This window comes from Cupriavidus sp. 22TCCZM01-5 (assembly GCF_057798915.1).
This window is the reverse complement of the sequence record NZ_JBYOJR010000001.1, coordinates 266,306-281,378: the sequence shown is the minus strand read 5'-3', so window position 1 is coordinate 281,378 and position 15,073 is coordinate 266,306. Positions and strand designations below refer to the sequence as shown.

Here is a 15,073-nt window from a genome sequence, read left to right as displayed (position 1 = left end):
CCGTAAAGGAAACCGACATGTACGCATTCCAGTTTGAACGCGCAGCTGATGCCAAGGCGGCCGTCGCGAAGCTCAAGGCCGATCCGGACGCCAAGTTCCTGGCCGGCGGCCAGAGCCTGCTGGCCGCGATGAAGCTGCGCCTCGCCGCGCCGTCGACGCTCATCGACGTGGCCCGCATTCCCGGCATGGCCGACATCCGCGTCGAAGGCAACGATGTGGTGATCGGCGCCGCCGCGCGCCACGCCGACGTCGCGGCCAACGCCGATGTACGCCAGCGCATTCCCGCGCTGGCCGCGCTGGCCGGCGGTATCGGCGACCGCCAGGTACGCGCCATGGGCACCATCGGCGGCTCGCTCGCCAACGACGATCCCGCCGCGTGCTACCCCGCCGCCGTGCTGGGCCTGGGCGCCACCGTGGTCACCGACCGCCGCACCATTGCGGCCGATGACTTCTTCAAGGGCCTCTACGAAACCGCGCTGGAGCCTGACGAGCTGATCACCGCCGTGCGCTTCCCGATCCCCGAGAAAGCCGCCTACATCAAGTTCCGCAACCCGGCCTCGCGCTTCGCGCTGGTCGGCGCAATGGTTGCGCGCACCGGCGGCAACGTGCGCGTCGCCGTCACCGGGGCGGCCGACAGCGTGTTCCGCTGCCAGCCGCTGGAACAGGCCCTGTCGGCCAGCTTCACGCCGGCGGCGGCGAAGGCGGTCAAGGTCGATCCATCAAGCCTGAACGCCGACCTGCACGCATCCGCCGAGTACCGCGCACACCTGATCCCGGTGCTGGCAGCGAGGGCAGTGGAGGCAGCAGGGTAGATGCAGGAGCGCCGCCAAGGGGAGTCAGCAAGCAAAGCAGCAGCCAATGCCATCCGAACCGCGATGGTTTGGTTGTTCTCTCCCCTTGAGCGGCGCCTCGCGCTGGGCCGGCTCCGCGGTCGTCCGGGGCATCGCCCCGGACAAGCTCGGAGCCGGCCCAGCGCGAGGAGGTGTCGCCGATCACGGGGTCGCCTTTCTTGCTTCTTCTTTGGCGAGACAAAGAAGAAGTAGCCTCCGAAGGAGGCTATGCCCGCGGCGCCAAGCCAAGCAACAACGCATGAAGTAACGACACGCGACACGCTGCAATGCAACCCACCTCCATCGACCACACCCAGTCCCTGCTGCAATCCCACCAGTACTTCGCCGACCGCGAAACCGCGACCGTGCTGTACCTCGCCCTGCGCATGCAGCGCCCGCTGTTCCTCGAAGGCGAACCGGGCGTCGGCAAGACCGCCCTGGCGCAGGCCATGGCCGAAGTCATGGGCACGCGCCTGCTGCGCCTGCAGTGCTACGAAGGCCTGGACGCCGCCAGCGCCCTGTACGAGTGGGACTACCCGCGCCAGATCATGGCCCTGCGCGTGGCCGAAGCGCGCGGCGAGCGCCCCGAAGCGCAGTCGCTCTATCACGACGACTACCTGCTCAAGCGCCCGCTGCTCGAAGCCCTGCTGCCCGACCCCGCCGCCCCCGGCGCGCCGCGCGTGCTGCTGATCGACGAGATCGACCGCGCCGACGAACCGTTTGAAGCGTTCCTGCTGGAGATACTGTCCGAATACCAGGTATCGATCCCCGAAATCGGCGTGATCCGCGCCGAGCGGCCGCCGCTGATCATCGTCACCTCCAACCGCACGCGCGAAGTGCACGACGCGCTCAAGCGCCGCTGCCTGTACCAGTGGATGGGCTATCCGCAGCGCGATCGCGAACTGCAGATCGTCGCCGCGCGCGCGCCGGAAGCCGCCGCGCGGCTGCAGGCGCAGGCCGTCGATTTCATCCACCGCCTGCGCGGCATCGACCTGTTCAAGGCGCCTGGCATCGCCGAAGCCATCGACTGGTGCCGCGCGCTGTCCGCGCTCGGCGTGACCGAACTCGACCCGCAGTCCGTGCGCGACACGCTCGGCGTGCTGCTCAAGTACCAGGACGACCTGGCCCGCGCCGACGGCCCCACCGTGGCCGAGCTGCTCGCGGGCACGTCTGCCGCGACCTGAACCATGGCCACGCTGCATCCCGCCCGCGCCGGCAAGCGTGGCGCCGCCCTGCCGGTGCTGGCGCGCAACGTCACGCATTTCATGCGGCTGCTGCATGACGGCGGCTTCGCGCTGTCGCCCGCCCATTCGGTCGACGCGCTCGAGGCGCTGCAATACGTGGATATCGGCCAGCGCGATGACGTCCGTGCGGCGCTGGCCGCGCTGGTGCTCTCGGGCCCCGACCAGCGGCCGCTGTTCGATGCCGCCTTCGACCTGTTCTGGCGCGACCCCGACTGGGAAGGCAAGCTGCGCGCCATGCTGCTGCCGCGCGTCGATGCCGGCGCGCCGCCGCCGCGACGCAGCAACCGCCTCGCCGACGCCCTGGCGGCACGCCAGCCCGACCTGCCCGCGCGGCCGCAGCAGACCGAAGCCGAACGGCTCGCGGTGCCCCTGACGTTCTCGGACCAGGAGCGCCTGGCCCAGCGCGACTTCGAGACCCTGACCGCGCAGGAATGGCGCGCGCTGCAGCACCTGGTACGCAAGCGCCGCGCCCACCTGGCCATGGAACGCACGCGCCGGCTGCGCCCGGCCGGCAGCGGCACCCATGCCGACCTGCGCGCGAGCGCCCGCCTGGCGGTACGCCAGCACGGCGAGTGGCTGCGCTGGAAATACCGCCGCCACGCCGAGCGCAAGCCGCCGGTGGTGTTGCTGCTCGACATCTCGGGCTCGATGAGCCAGTACTCGCGCGCGGTGCTGTACTTCTGCCATGCGCTGACGCTCTCGCGCGAGCGGCTGTCGGTGTTCCTGTTCGGCACGCGGCTCACCAACATCACGCGCGCCCTGCGCGAACGCGACCCCGACGAGGCCGTGGCCGTCATCACCGGCCAGGTGCGCGACTGGGCCGGCGGCACGCGCATTGGCGAGGCGCTCGCAAGCTTCAACCGCCAGTGGGCACGCCGCACGCTGTCGGGACGCGCCACGGTGCTGCTCGTCACCGACGGCCTGGACCACGAGCACATCGACCTGCTGAGCCAGGAGATGGCGCGGCTGCGGCGCTTTGCGCACCGCATCATCTGGCTCAACCCGCTGCTGCGCTATCCCGGCTTCGCACCGCAGGCGCGCGGCGTGCAGGCCATCCTGCCACATGTGGACGCGCTACGCCCGGCGCACAATCTCGACAGCCTGCTCGCGCTGCAGACCTTGCTGTCCGAACCAGGCGCCGGCACGGCTTTCGCTTCACCTATGAAATAAATCAAGCAGACAAGGAGCGCCCCCATGGAAATGAATCAAAGCCAGCGCCTGCCGGTGCCCCAGCAAGTGGCATGGGAAGCGCTCAATGACACGGCGCTGCTCAAGCAGTGCATCCCCGGATGTGAGAGCATCGAACCTGACGGCGAAAATGCCTACCAGCTCGCACTGACCGCGGCGGTCGGCCCGGTCAAGGCGCGCTTCAAGGGCCGCATGGCGCTGCAGGACATCCAGGCGCCGGACAGCTACACCATCCAGTTCGACGGACAAGGCGGTGCAGCCGGCTTTGGCAAGGGGACCGCACGCGTCACGCTGGAACCTGACGGCGACGAAACGGTTCTCACGTATGCGGTCAACGCGCAGGTGGGCGGCAAGATCGCGCAGATCGGCTCGCGGCTGGTAGACGCCGCGGCGCGCAAGATGGCGGACGCCTTCTTCACGCGTTTCACCGAGGCACTGGCCGCGCCGGCGCCCGATGAAGCCGAACCACAACAAGACGCCGCCCCCGATGGCGGCGAGACGCAACAAGCAGAGGAACCCAAGCGGAAGCGATCATGGACAGCGTGGATCTCGAAGTCCTGAGAAGCAGCGTACGGTGGCAGCAGGAAGGCCACCGCGTGCTTCTGGTCACGGTAGTCAGGACCTGGGGCTCGTCGCCCCGCCCCGAAGGCGCGATGCTGGCCGTGCGCGATGACGGGCTCGTCGTCGGCTCGGTTTCCGGCGGCTGCATCGAAGACGATCTGATCGACCGCGTGCGCCGGCTCGGCATCACCGCGGACCATCCCGAATCGGTCAAGTACGGCATCAGCGCCGAGGAAGCCCACCGCTTCGGCCTGCCGTGCGGCGGCACCATCGAACTGGTGACCGAGCCCATCGGGCCGGCGAGCGGCATCGCCGAATTGCTCGACGCGGTCGAGAACGGCCGGCTGGTCGCGCGCACGCTCGACATGGCCACCGGCAACGCCATGCTGGGACCGGCAGAAGCCACCGATGGCCTGGCCTTTGACGGCCGGACGCTATGCACCATCCACGGCCCGCGCTATCGCATGCTGGTGATTGGCGCGGGGCAGTTGTCAAAGTACCTGTGCCAGATTGCCGTGGGGCTGGGCTTCCAGGTCACCGTGTGCGACCCGCGCGAGGAATACACGGAAACGTGGGACATCCCTGGCGTGAGCATGGTGCGCACCATGCCCGACGACACCGTGATGGAGATGAACCTCGACGAGCGCTGCGCGGTGATCGCGCTCACGCACGACCCCAAGCTCGACGACCTGGCCCTGATGGAAGCGCTGCGCACGCGCGCGTTCTACGTCGGCGCGCTGGGCTCGCGCCGCAACAACCAGGCACGGCGCGAACGCCTCAAGGAGTTCGACCTGAACGATGTTCAGCTGGCCCGCCTGCACGGCCCGGTCGGGATCTTCATCGGCAGCCGTACGCCGCCCGAGATTGCCATCTCCATCCTGGCCGAAGTCGTGGCCGCCAAGAACCACGTCTCGCTACCGGACATCCTCCAGGTCGAGGGCGCCAAGGCCGCACGGGAAATGGCGGCAGGCACCGGCAGCAGCTGCAGCACCTGAGGACGCCATGAATGCCGCCCGCAATGCGCCCCTGATCAAGACCGACCTGCCGACCGGGATCCTGCTGGCGGCCGGGTTCGGCCGGCGTTTCGACGCCAATGGCCAGCGCAACAAGCTGCTCGAAAAGCTGCCTGACGGCCGCACCATTGCGTGGCGCAGCGCGCGCACGCTGGCCGCGGCGCTTCCAGACTCGATCGCCGTGATCCGGCCGGGCAATCCTGAGCTCTCAGAAGAATTGCGCCGGGGCGGCTGCCGTGTGATCGAAGCCGCCGAGGCCGAGGCCGGCATGGGCGCGGCGCTGCGTGCGGCAGTCGCGGCCACGCCCGATGCGCATGGTTGGGTGGTGGCGCTTGCCGACATGCCGTGGTTGCCGATGGAACTGGTCAGGGCGGTGGCCCTGACCATCACCACGCCCGAAACCATCGCCGCGCCGTGGCGCGACGGGCAGCGTGGGCATCCGGTCGGATTTGGCGCGGCCTGGCGGGAGGAATTGCTTCGCCTCGATGGGGATGAAGGGGCCAGGGCCCTGTTGAAGACGCAGCCTGTGACGAGGATTTTGACGGAGGATGAGGGGGCGTTTAGGGATGTGGATTTGCCGGGGGATCTCAGCAGGCGTTGAGTCGTTGTTCTTGGCGGGCGCCGCTGTTTTGCCGGCGTAGCTGGCGAAACAGCAGCGCATGCCAAGAACCCCTTACCCCCGAACAACCCCTTCAGCCACCCCCGAAGTCTTAGCCGCCATAATAAAATCATTCCGATGCAGCCCCTTGATCTTCTTGGTCCGCCACGACACCGTGGCATGCCCCCAGCCAAAGCTGATCTCCGGATGATGGCCTTGCGCCTCGGCCAGTTCCCCCACCCCATTGACGAAGGCCAGCGCCTGCGCAAAGTTGCCGAAGGTGAAGCGGCGTTCGAGCCGGCCGGCGTCGTCGGCCAGCGTCCACCCAGGCGTCTCGGCCAATAGCGCTTCCGCCTCTGCCCGTTCCAGCGGCGGAATGCCTCCACGGCAAGGCGTGCAGGTCTGCGATTCCAGTTTCTCGCTCATGGCAATCCTCCTTCGGCAGCCGCAGCAAGACTTCAGCCACCCTCGGTTTCCGACAGGGCCCGCAGGAACTCCTGGCTCCACCAGTGCACATCCTGGCAGCGCACGCGTTCCAGCAACTTCTGATGCCGAGCCTGTCGCTCGGCAAGCGGCATATGCAAGGCCTGCTGAATGGCCTGCGCCGTGGCGCGCGTATCATACGGATTTACCAGCAACGCCTCCTTGAGCTGCTCCGCCGCACCGGCAAAGCGCGAAAGCACCAGGACACCCGGATCATCCGGGTCCTGCGCGGCGATGAATTCCTTGGCCACCAGGTTCATGCCATCGCGCAGCGGTGTGACAAGCGCCACGCTGCTGGCACGGCACAGGCCCGGCAGCCGCTTGCGCGCCGTGGTGCGGTGGATGTACCGCACCGGCATCCAGTCCAGCTCGCCGAACTCTCCATTGATGGCGCCACTCAGCCGCTCCATCTCGTTGCGCAGGTCGGCATACGCATCCACCGACTCGCGCGACGGTGCCGCGATCTGTACCAGCGTCGCGCTCATGCGATTCTCCGGGTACTCAGCAAGCAGCCGGTAGAACGCTTTCAGACGTTGCGGCAGGCCCTTCGAGTAGTCGAGCCGGTCGATGCCGAGGAGCAGCCTGCGCTGCGCATACTGGCCGCGCATCATCTCGAACGTTTCCTGTGCTTCAGTGCCACGCCCCAGCTCGATGAACTCGTCCACGTCGATGCCGATCGGGAAGGCCTCGGCGCGCACCGTGCGATGGAAGGCCCGGAAGCGATGCTCGCCCATCGGCTCGGCGAACGCTTCGTTCTGCACGTAGCGCGAGAAGTGCTCCAGGTCGGTGTGGGTCTGGAAGCCAAGCAAGTCGTAGGCGAACAGCGCGCGCATGAGCCAGTCGTGCTGCGGGATGGCCGCGAGGATCAGCGGCGGCGGCAGCGGGATATGCAGGAAGAAGCCGATGCGCTGGCCGCAGCCGATGGCGCGCAATTCGGCCGCCAGCGGGATCAGGTGATAGTCGTGGATCCAGATGATGTCATCGGGCTCGAGCAGCGGCGCCAGCTTGCGTGCGAACAGCTGGTTCACGCGGCGGTACCCGTTGAGGTAGTTCGAGTCGAAGTCGGCCAGGTCCAGGCGGTAATGGAACGCGGGCCAAAGCACGCCGTTGCTGTAGCCGAGGTAGTAGGCGTCATGGTCTTCGCGGCTCATGTCCACGGTGGCCAGCGTGACATTGCCGGCTTGCTGCAGGTGGAGCTCGCCTTCGCCCGGCGTGCCCCCCTGGCTGGCTTCCAGCGCCTTGCCGCTCCAGCCGAACCACAGGCCGCCGGTCTGGCGCAGCGCCTCGGACAACGCGACCGCGAGCCCGCCCGCGGCCATATTGCGCGGATCGGCAACCCGGTTGGATACCGCTACTAGTCTTGGCATATCAGGTCGTGGGTGTTCGTCATGCCGGCCCCGCTCAGATCACGCTATCCCAGGGCGACGACAGACGCATGGCGCCGTTGATCAGCCCGACCATCGAGTAGGTCTGCGGGAAGTTGCCCCACATCTCGCCCGTCACCGGATGGGTGTCTTCGGACAACAGGCCCAGCGGATTGCGCGCCGCCAGCATCGCCTCGAAGATCTCCCGCGCTTCATCGCGCCGCCCGATCCGTGCGAGTGCATCGATGCGCCAGAAGGTGCAGATATTGAACGCGGTCTCGGGCTTGCCGAAATCGTCGGGCGCTTCATAACGGCGCATATACGGGCCGTCGCACAGCGTCCCTTCCAGTGCCTTGACCGTGGACATGAAGCGCGGATCGCGCGGATCGATGAAGTTCACCTCTGCCATCAGCAGCACGCTGGCATCGAGTTCGCGCCCGCCGAAGCTTTCAGTGAAGGCCTGGCGCGACGCATTCCACGACTCGGCCAGGATGCGGCCTTTCATGCGCTGCGCATGCTCATGCCAGTACTCCGCGCGCGACGGCAGCGCGAGCTTTTCCGCGACCTTGGCAATGCGGTCGCACGCGGCCCAGCTCATCAGCGCCGACGAGGTGTGCACGCGTGCGCGCGTGCGCAGCTCCCACATGCCCGCATCGGGCGTGCCGAACACCTTCACGGCCTGCTCGCCGACTTCCTCGAGCCGCCGGAATTCGGACGGGCCGCCGCGATGCAGCAGCCGGTGGTCGTGGAAGGCCTGCGCCGCGCCCAGCACGATATTGCCGTAGACGTCGTGCTGGAAGTGCTCCTGCGCCTGGTTGCCCACGCGCACCGGACCCATGCCACGGTAGCCGGGCAGGTGGTCGAGGATGCTTTCCGGCAGTTCGCGCTCGAGCCCGATGCCGTACAGCGGCTGGATATGCCCGTCCTGCGACTGCATCACCACATTGGACAGCCAGCGCAGGTAGTCCTCCATGGTGCCGACTTCGGACAGGCTGTTGAGCGCGCGCACCACAAAAAAAGCGTCGCGCAGCCAGCAGAAGCGGTAGTCCCAGTTGCGCCCGCTGCCAGGCGCTTCGGGGATGCTGGTGGTCATCGCGGCAACGATCGCGCCGGTTTCCTCATACAGCGACATCTTGAGCGTGATCGCGGCACGGATCACCGCGTCCTGCCATTCGCGCGGCACCGCCAGGCGACGGCTCCAAATGCGCCAGTAGGAGGTGGTCTCCTGCTCGAAGTCGCGCGCGGTTTCCTCGACACCGTGATTGAGCGTCTCATCGGGGCCGAGGATGAAGTTATGGCTGCGCGTGAGCAGGAAGGGCGTGTGCGACAGCACGTAGGCCAGTGGCGCATCGGTGGTCATGCGCAGCGTCATGCTGTCGCCGATGTAGCGCACATGGCTGCTGCCGCGCGTGATCTCCGGCACCTTGCGTCCCCACTCGAAGCGCGGCGCTACCACCACGCGCACGCGCGGCGCGCCGCGCACCGGGCGGATGCGGCGTACGATCGTGATAGGCCGGAAATAGCGGCCCAGCCGGAAGAAGCGCGGCGCGAAGTCGGTGATCTCCAGGCAGTTGCCGTGGATGTCGGTCAGGCGCGTGCGCAGCACGGCGGTATTCGGTTCGTACCACTGGCTGGAAGCGTGGAAGTCCTCGATCTCGATCGAGAAGTGGCCTGCGTTCTCGCTCGGGTCGAGCAGCGCGTTGAAGACCGGGTCGCCGTCAAAGCGCGGCATGCACGCCCACACGATCCGGCCGCGGCAGTCGACCAGCGCCGAGAACGCGCAATTGCCGATCATGCCGAGCGACAGCGACGGCGCCGCGTGGCGCGTGCCGCCATCGACGGTCTTGTGCACGCCTTCCGACGGCGGGTGGCCCAGTTCGGATGGGCTGCTTGGATTGGTTACGGATGTCACAGCGAATCCCCCTCAAGATGTCGTTGTGGAGCGGACACCCGGCAACTCATCCGGGGCCGGTGTGCCATCGAGCGCGCGCGCGGACCGGTGCAGCCAGCAGCGCAGCGCGGCCGGCCCGGTGACGCTGACCGTGGCCAGGGTGTCGCGCTGGCCGACCAGCACGCCGACGCCGCCGAGCTTGCGGATCACGGCGAAGCCCGCCTCGTCTGTCACATCGTCGCCGGCAAAGATGGGGCCGCGCCCGGCAAACGGCGGCATGTTCATGAAGGCCGCGATCGCGTCGCCCTTGTTAATGCCCGCGGGCTTGATCTCCACGACCATCTTGCCGGGCATGCCCTCGAGGCCGGTTGCATGGCGCAGCACGTCCGTCACCGCGGCACGCACCAGCCCTTCCAGTTCGGGCGCCTCGCGATAGTGGATGGCGACCGCCACGGACTTGCGCTCGAGACGCAGCCCCGGATGCCGGCGCACCAGCGCTTCCAGCGGCGGGATCAGCGGCTCCAGGCCTGGCGCCGGCTTCATTTCGACCTGGGCGCCTTCGGTGCGGAGTTCGGCACCGTGCACGCCGGCGGCCGGCAGCAGCAGTGGCTGCAGGAAGTAGTCGAGTTCGACGATCGGCCGGCCGGAAACGATGGCGAGCGCGCCTTCCAGGCGCTCGTAGAGCCTGCGCAGCGTCCCGACCAGTTCGGGCTCGACCTGAACCAGCTCGGGGCGGGGCGCAAGATCGGCCAGGGTACCGTCGAAGTCGAGAAACAGCGCGGTATTGGGTTCGATGAGCGGTAACGGGGGCATCGCGTCAAACCGTAGCATGTGATTCTGGCGAGCGTCCACCGGGCGCTGTCCTACACGGGACAGTTCGTCACATTGGCCCGTCCTCGTCCGCGCCGTAGTGCTCGCGGCGCCACCCCACCCCGGATGCCCGGTGGTGTCCGGGGACTTGTGCGGCGTTCCGATCCTTTATCATTGGCGGTTTCCGCCGAAATTTCCGGCTTTTTTGCGCGCGCTCCTTGCGCCCCATTTTTGCCCTTCCCCGCGCCGTTGCGTCGCGCCGCCAGGGCCTTTCGCCAACCCGCAGACATGAACCGCAAGCCCGCCTCCTCCAAACCCGACTATCTCAGGAAGATCCTGACCGCCAAGGTCTATGACGTGGCGCAGGAGACCGAGCTGACCTTCGCGCACAATCTGTCGGCGCGCACCGGCAACTCGGTGTGGTTCAAGCGCGAGGACACGCAGCCGGTGTTCTCGTTCAAGCTGCGCGGCGCGTACAACAAGATGGCGTCACTCACGCAAGACGAACTCAGGCGCGGCGTGATCGCGGCCTCGGCCGGCAACCACGCGCAGGGCGTGGCCCTGTCCGCCGCGCGCCTGCAGTGCCGCGCCATCATCGCCATGCCGGTCACCACGCCGCAGGTGAAGATCGACGCCGTGCGCGAGCGCGGCGGCAAGTGGGTGGAGATCGTGCTGCATGGCGAATCGTACAGCGACGCCTACAACCATGCCGCGGAACTGGAGAAGAAGCACAAGCTGACCTTCATCCACCCGTTCGACGACCCCGATGTCATTGCCGGCCAGGGCACCATCGCCATGGAGATCCTGCGCCAGCACCCGGGCCCGATCCATGCGATCTTCGTCGCCATCGGCGGCGGCGGGCTGATTTCGGGCATCGCCTCCTATATCAAGGCCGTGCGTCCCGAAGTCAAGGTGATCGGCGTGCAGACCGTCGACTCCGACGCGATGAAGCGCTCGGTGGAAGCCGGCAAGCGCGTCGAACTCAAGGACGTGGGCCTGTTCTCCGACGGCACCGCGGTCAAGCTGGTTGGCAAGGAGACCTTCCGCATCACGCGCGAACTGGTCGATGAAATCGTGCTGGTGGACACCGACGCGATCTGCGCGGGCCTGAAGGATGTGTTCCAGGACACGCGCAGCATCCTGGAGCCCGCCGGCGCGCTCGCCGTGGCCGGCCTCAAGCTGTATGCCGAGCGCGAAAAGCTCAAGGGCCAGCACCTGGTCGCGATCGCGTGCGGCGCCAACATGAACTTCGACCGCCTGCGCTTCGTCGCCGAGCGCGCCGAAGTGGGCGAGGCGCGCGAAGGCGTGTTCGCCGTCACCATCCCCGAAGAGCGCGGCAGCTTCAGGCGCTTCTGCGAACTGGTAGGCACGCGCAGCGTGACCGAGTTCAACTACCGCATCGCCGACAAGAAGATCGCGCACATCTTCGTCGGCGTGCAGATCGCCAGCCGCGCCGAGAACGACAAGATCGCCGCGGGCTTCCGCCGCCACGGCTTCGACACGCTGGACCTGTCCAACGACGAACTGGCCAAGCAGCACATCCGCTATATGGTCGGCGGCATCTCGCCGCTGGCGCATGACGAACTGCTCTATCGCTTCGAATTCCCCGAGCGCCCGGGCGCGCTGATGAAGTTCCTGTCGAGCATGAGCCCGAACTGGAACATCAGCCTGTTCCACTACCGCAACCAGGGTGGCGACACGTCCAACATCCTGGTCGGCATCCAGGTGCCGAAGAACGAAAAGCGCGCCTTCCGCGCCTTCCTTTCGACGCTCGGTTACGTACACTGGGACGAGACCGAGAATCCGGTCTACAGGCTGTTCCTCTCCGATCGCGGAGCTCAAGCATGAGCCTTCCTGAACACTCGCCGCTGGGCAAGCCCTCGGCATACAAGACCGAATACGATCCGACGCTGCTGTTCCCGATCCCGCGCCAGCCCAAGCGCACCGAGATCGGCCTGCCCGAAGGCAAGCCCGTGCCGTTTTTCGGCGTGGACATCTGGAATGCGTACGAGGTGTCGTGGCTGAATATGAAAGGCAAGCCGCAGGTGGCGCTGGCCACCTTCATCATTCCCGCCGGCACGCCCAATATCATCGAGTCCAAGTCGTTCAAGCTGTACCTGAACTCGTTCAACCAGAGCAAGATCGCGTCGCCGGAAGCGTTGCAGCAACTGCTGCACCATGACCTGTCGGAAGCAACGGGCGGGACCGTGCAGGTGCGGCTGGTGACCGAAGCCGACCTTGGCAAGCAGAAGATGGGCGAGCTGGAGGGATTGCTGCTGGACCGGCTGGATATCGAAGTCGACCGCTACGAGCCCGCGCCCGAATTGCTGCATGCGGATCAGAGCGAAACGCCGGTCGAGGAAACGCTGGTGTCGCACTTGCTGAAGTCCAATTGCCTGGTGACCGGCCAGCCGGACTGGGGCAGCGTGCAGATCCGGTATGTCGGGGCGCCGATCAATCAGGAAGGGCTGCTGAAGTATCTGATTTCATTCCGCAACCATAATGAGTTTCATGAGCAGTGCGTGGAGCGGATTTTTATGGATGTGATGCGGCAGTGCAAGCCGGTGAAGCTGGCGGTTTATGCGCGTTATACGCGGCGCGGCGGGCTGGATATCAATCCGTTTCGGACTAATTTCAATACGGCTTGGCCGGATAATTTTAGGAATGCTCGGCAGTAAAGGGTTGGTTGTGTCGTGCTTGGCAGGCGCTGCTGTTTCGCCGGCGTAGCCGGCGGGGGCTTTGTAGTTTTGATTAGCTCGTCTTGCTTGGCATGCGCCCCCTCAAAATTCAGCATGAAACCGAACCCCATAAAACTTCGCCGGCCCCCGATCAGCGTTGTACCCGGGGTTCCTCACATACTGAAAATCCGGACTGATACTCAGATATTTAAACGGCTGAAAGCTGTAATAAATCTCGAACACCTGCTCCGGCGCATAGTTGAGCGCCCCATCCCCCAGGAACGCCCCCTGCCCGCCAGCGGCAAGATATGCCCGATGGTTCGACCCGAGCATGTTCACGGCAAACGCCATACCCACCGCATCATGCGCCCGGCCCCATGAGCTGCCGTTCAGCACGCCGCCGAACGACACCTGCCGCCCGATCTCGGTAAAGGCATAGGTCTCGGTCTTGTCATCCGACATGCTGGCCCGGAAGAACACCCCCAGCGAATCATTCACCTGCTGCAGCAATGTCAGCCCCACACCGACCTTGGCGTGTTCCTGCCGCACGTCCGCTACGTCGGGCGTGACATTGTTGGCCTGGCCGAACTGGATCGCGTCGTTGAACGCCCCCATGCGCGCCTTGTTGCGGAAGAACAGCAACCGCGCCGTGCCGGGCCGCCCGGACACCGTGTAGCGCCTTTCGAGTTCGAGCACATCGCCGTAGTGCTCGAACATGCGCGTGTCGAGTTCCAGCCCGTTCGATTCCAGCGGCTGCAGGAAACGGCCGATGCGCGCGGACCAGTCGTCGCCGATGTATTCGAGTGCCACGCCCCAGTTGTAGCCGCGCGCATCGGCCGGGTAGTCCCACGCACCGTGCGTCAGGAACGACCAGTTCATGAACTGCGTGCGCGGATCGGAACCGTAGTCGTTCTGGTCGAACACGTCGAGCACGCCGAAGTTGCCGGCGGTCAGCACCACGCGGCGCTTGTCCACCGTGCGCGCGAACTGGTTGAAGTCGTCGTCCAGCTTCTCGGTCTCTCCGCCAAGCCCCCAGGTCTGCCGGATAAAGGCACGGGCGCGGTAGAAGACGGGATTGGTGCTGGCGCCCTTGGCAAGTTCGCCATTGCTCAGGCCCGCCATGCCGTGCAACTGCGAGAACGGCACGCCCTGCGCGACTTCAGGGTTGAAGTGGAATTCCGCGCCCTGCCACAACCGCAGGCCCAGGTCGAGCGTGCTCGTGAACGAGTAGCTTTTGGCGCGATCGGTGGTCAGGCTGTTCGGCCCCGAGTAGGCCGCGTTGAAGGCAGGCTTGCGTTGCCAGACGTAGGTCGCCTGGCCGTGAAAGGCGAACGGGCTTTCGGTTGCCACCGCCTCCGTGCCGGATTCTGCCGCCACATCCTGCGCCAGCGCCGGCACGCTCGCCCCCACCGACAGCATGGCGGCGAGGCAGCGGGCAAAGATGTGGCGCGGCATCGCAGCCGGGAATCGAAAACGCATGGGCGGTGGACAGTTTTTCCGGTTCCGGCTGGAAGCGGACTATGGGCGGGTCGAAGGATAGCCAAGGCGGTATGACCTGTCTACCCGCCCTTGCTGCAACGCAACATCTTTACATGACATGAGCGTGACTCCGCATCAACGTTGTAACAGGCCTTGAATTAATTAACTCGAAAATTAATATCAAACTGCTTTCCGTCAGATCAGCGATTCCAGCCGATGCCAGACCGCCCAGCCGCCCGCAAGACCGCCAAGCCCCGCGCCGAGCGTCGCGGCCCTGGTCGCCCGACCTCCGGGAATCCCGGCCAGCGCGATCAACTGCTCGACGCGGCCACCGAACTGTTCGCACGCCACGGCGTGGCTGGCACACCGATCCGCGCGATCGCCGAGCACGCGGGCGTGACGCCCGCCCTAGTGCACTACTACTTCCGCGACCGCGACCAGCTGCTCGACGCCATCGTCGAGGAACGCTTGCAGCAGCTCGTCGACGCGATCTTCACGCCCCCGGTGGCGCCCGCGGACCCGGTGGCCATGCTGGTCGGCATTGCCGGCCGGATGATCCGCGTGGCCGCTGCCACACCCTGGTTTCCGGGGCTATGGATCCGTGAAGTCGCCGGTGCCGACGGTCTGCTGCGCGAGCGCGTGCTGAACCGCTTCGCGCTGCAGCGCGCCGGCGCCCTGAGCGCGCCGCTGGCGACGGCGATCGCCGCCGGCAAGCTCAATCCCGGCCTGGAGCCGACACTGGTGATGCCATCGCTGGTCGGACTGGCGCTGCTGCCGCTGGCCACATCGCATATCTGGCAGCGGCTGCCCGGCGCCGGGCATGTCGATACCGAGACCCTGGTCCGCCACGTCAGCACGCTGCTGACGCAGGGGCTGGCACCAGCTGCCCCTACGCCGCCCGACGGCGCCACCGACTGACGCACTCTCGCACTGC

The 15,073-nt window shown here is 66.6% G+C and carries 14 protein-coding genes; 9 read left to right on the top strand and 5 right to left on the bottom strand.

Features of this window, described 5'->3' with window-relative positions; genetic code table 11:
• Positions 1–17 precede the first annotated feature (17 nt).
• The 6 genes from AC3FNH_RS01430 (at position 18) to AC3FNH_RS01405 (ending at position 5,437) form a co-directional block, all read left to right on the top strand.
• Positions 18–812 (top strand): FAD binding domain-containing protein, encoded by a 795-nt coding sequence (locus AC3FNH_RS01430; protein WP_488718828.1) that lies wholly within the window; start codon positions 18–20, stop codon positions 810–812.
• Between the two features lie 305 nt (positions 813–1,117).
• Positions 1,118–2,014 carry an AAA family ATPase gene (locus tag AC3FNH_RS01425; RefSeq protein WP_488718827.1) on the top strand — a complete coding sequence of 299 codons (897 nt, stop codon included), beginning with the start codon at positions 1,118–1,120 and terminating at the stop codon, positions 2,012–2,014.
• A 3-nt stretch (positions 2,015–2,017) separates the two neighbouring features.
• Positions 2,018–3,244, top strand: a complete 1,227-nt coding sequence (locus AC3FNH_RS01420; RefSeq protein WP_488718826.1) for a vWA domain-containing protein — start codon at positions 2,018–2,020, stop codon at positions 3,242–3,244.
• 24 nt (positions 3,245–3,268) lie between these two features.
• Positions 3,269–3,823, top strand: coding sequence for an SRPBCC family protein (locus AC3FNH_RS01415; RefSeq protein WP_488718825.1), 555 nt, complete (start codon positions 3,269–3,271; stop codon positions 3,821–3,823).
• Positions 3,796–4,818 carry an XdhC family protein gene (locus AC3FNH_RS01410; protein WP_488718824.1) on the top strand — a complete coding sequence of 341 codons (1,023 nt, stop codon included), beginning with the start codon at positions 3,796–3,798 and terminating at the stop codon, positions 4,816–4,818. The genes AC3FNH_RS01415 and AC3FNH_RS01410 overlap by 28 nt, the downstream gene beginning before the upstream one ends.
• Positions 4,819–4,825: 7 nt before the next feature.
• Entirely contained in the window at positions 4,826–5,437 is a 612-nt protein-coding gene (locus tag AC3FNH_RS01405) for a nucleotidyltransferase family protein (RefSeq protein ID WP_276099417.1), read from the top strand.
• 72 nt (positions 5,438–5,509) lie between these two features.
• Here AC3FNH_RS01405 and AC3FNH_RS01400 read toward each other — a convergent pair whose 3' ends face one another.
• The 4 genes from AC3FNH_RS01400 to otsB form a co-directional block, all read right to left on the bottom strand.
• Positions 5,510–5,860, bottom strand: coding sequence for a 4a-hydroxytetrahydrobiopterin dehydratase (locus tag AC3FNH_RS01400; RefSeq protein ID WP_276099416.1), 351 nt, complete (start codon positions 5,858–5,860; stop codon positions 5,510–5,512).
• A 32-nt stretch (positions 5,861–5,892) separates the two neighbouring features.
• Positions 5,893–7,284: an alpha,alpha-trehalose-phosphate synthase (UDP-forming) gene (otsA, locus tag AC3FNH_RS01395; RefSeq protein WP_488718823.1), complete on the bottom strand. Its 1,392-nt coding sequence runs from the start codon at positions 7,282–7,284 to the stop codon at positions 5,893–5,895.
• 34 nt (positions 7,285–7,318) lie between these two features.
• Positions 7,319–9,133 carry a glycoside hydrolase family 15 protein gene (locus tag AC3FNH_RS01390; RefSeq protein WP_488718914.1) on the bottom strand — a complete coding sequence of 605 codons (1,815 nt, stop codon included), beginning with the start codon at positions 9,131–9,133 and terminating at the stop codon, positions 7,319–7,321.
• Between the two features lie 72 nt (positions 9,134–9,205).
• Positions 9,206–9,985, bottom strand: a complete 780-nt coding sequence (otsB, locus tag AC3FNH_RS01385) for a trehalose-phosphatase (RefSeq protein ID WP_488718913.1) — start codon at positions 9,983–9,985, stop codon at positions 9,206–9,208.
• A gap of 285 nt (positions 9,986–10,270) precedes the next feature.
• On the opposite strand from otsB, the gene ilvA reads away from it, so the two are divergent.
• The gene (ilvA, locus tag AC3FNH_RS01380; protein ID WP_488718822.1) at positions 10,271–11,830 is read left to right on the top strand and encodes a threonine ammonia-lyase, biosynthetic; all 1,560 of its coding nucleotides are present in this window, start codon (positions 10,271–10,273) and stop codon (positions 11,828–11,830) included.
• Entirely contained in the window at positions 11,827–12,660 is an 834-nt protein-coding gene (gene queF / locus AC3FNH_RS01375; protein WP_276099412.1) for an NADPH-dependent 7-cyano-7-deazaguanine reductase QueF, read from the top strand. Before ilvA ends, queF begins: the two co-directional genes overlap by 4 nt.
• A gap of 102 nt (positions 12,661–12,762) precedes the next feature.
• Here queF and AC3FNH_RS01370 read toward each other — a convergent pair whose 3' ends face one another.
• Positions 12,763–14,115 (bottom strand): carbohydrate porin, encoded by a 1,353-nt coding sequence (locus tag AC3FNH_RS01370; protein ID WP_488718912.1) that lies wholly within the window; start codon positions 14,113–14,115, stop codon positions 12,763–12,765.
• 240 nt (positions 14,116–14,355) lie between these two features.
• On the opposite strand from AC3FNH_RS01370, the gene AC3FNH_RS01365 reads away from it, so the two are divergent.
• Positions 14,356–15,057 carry a TetR/AcrR family transcriptional regulator gene (locus AC3FNH_RS01365; RefSeq protein WP_276099410.1) on the top strand — a complete coding sequence of 234 codons (702 nt, stop codon included), beginning with the start codon at positions 14,356–14,358 and terminating at the stop codon, positions 15,055–15,057.
• Positions 15,058–15,073: the final 16 nt, after the last annotated feature.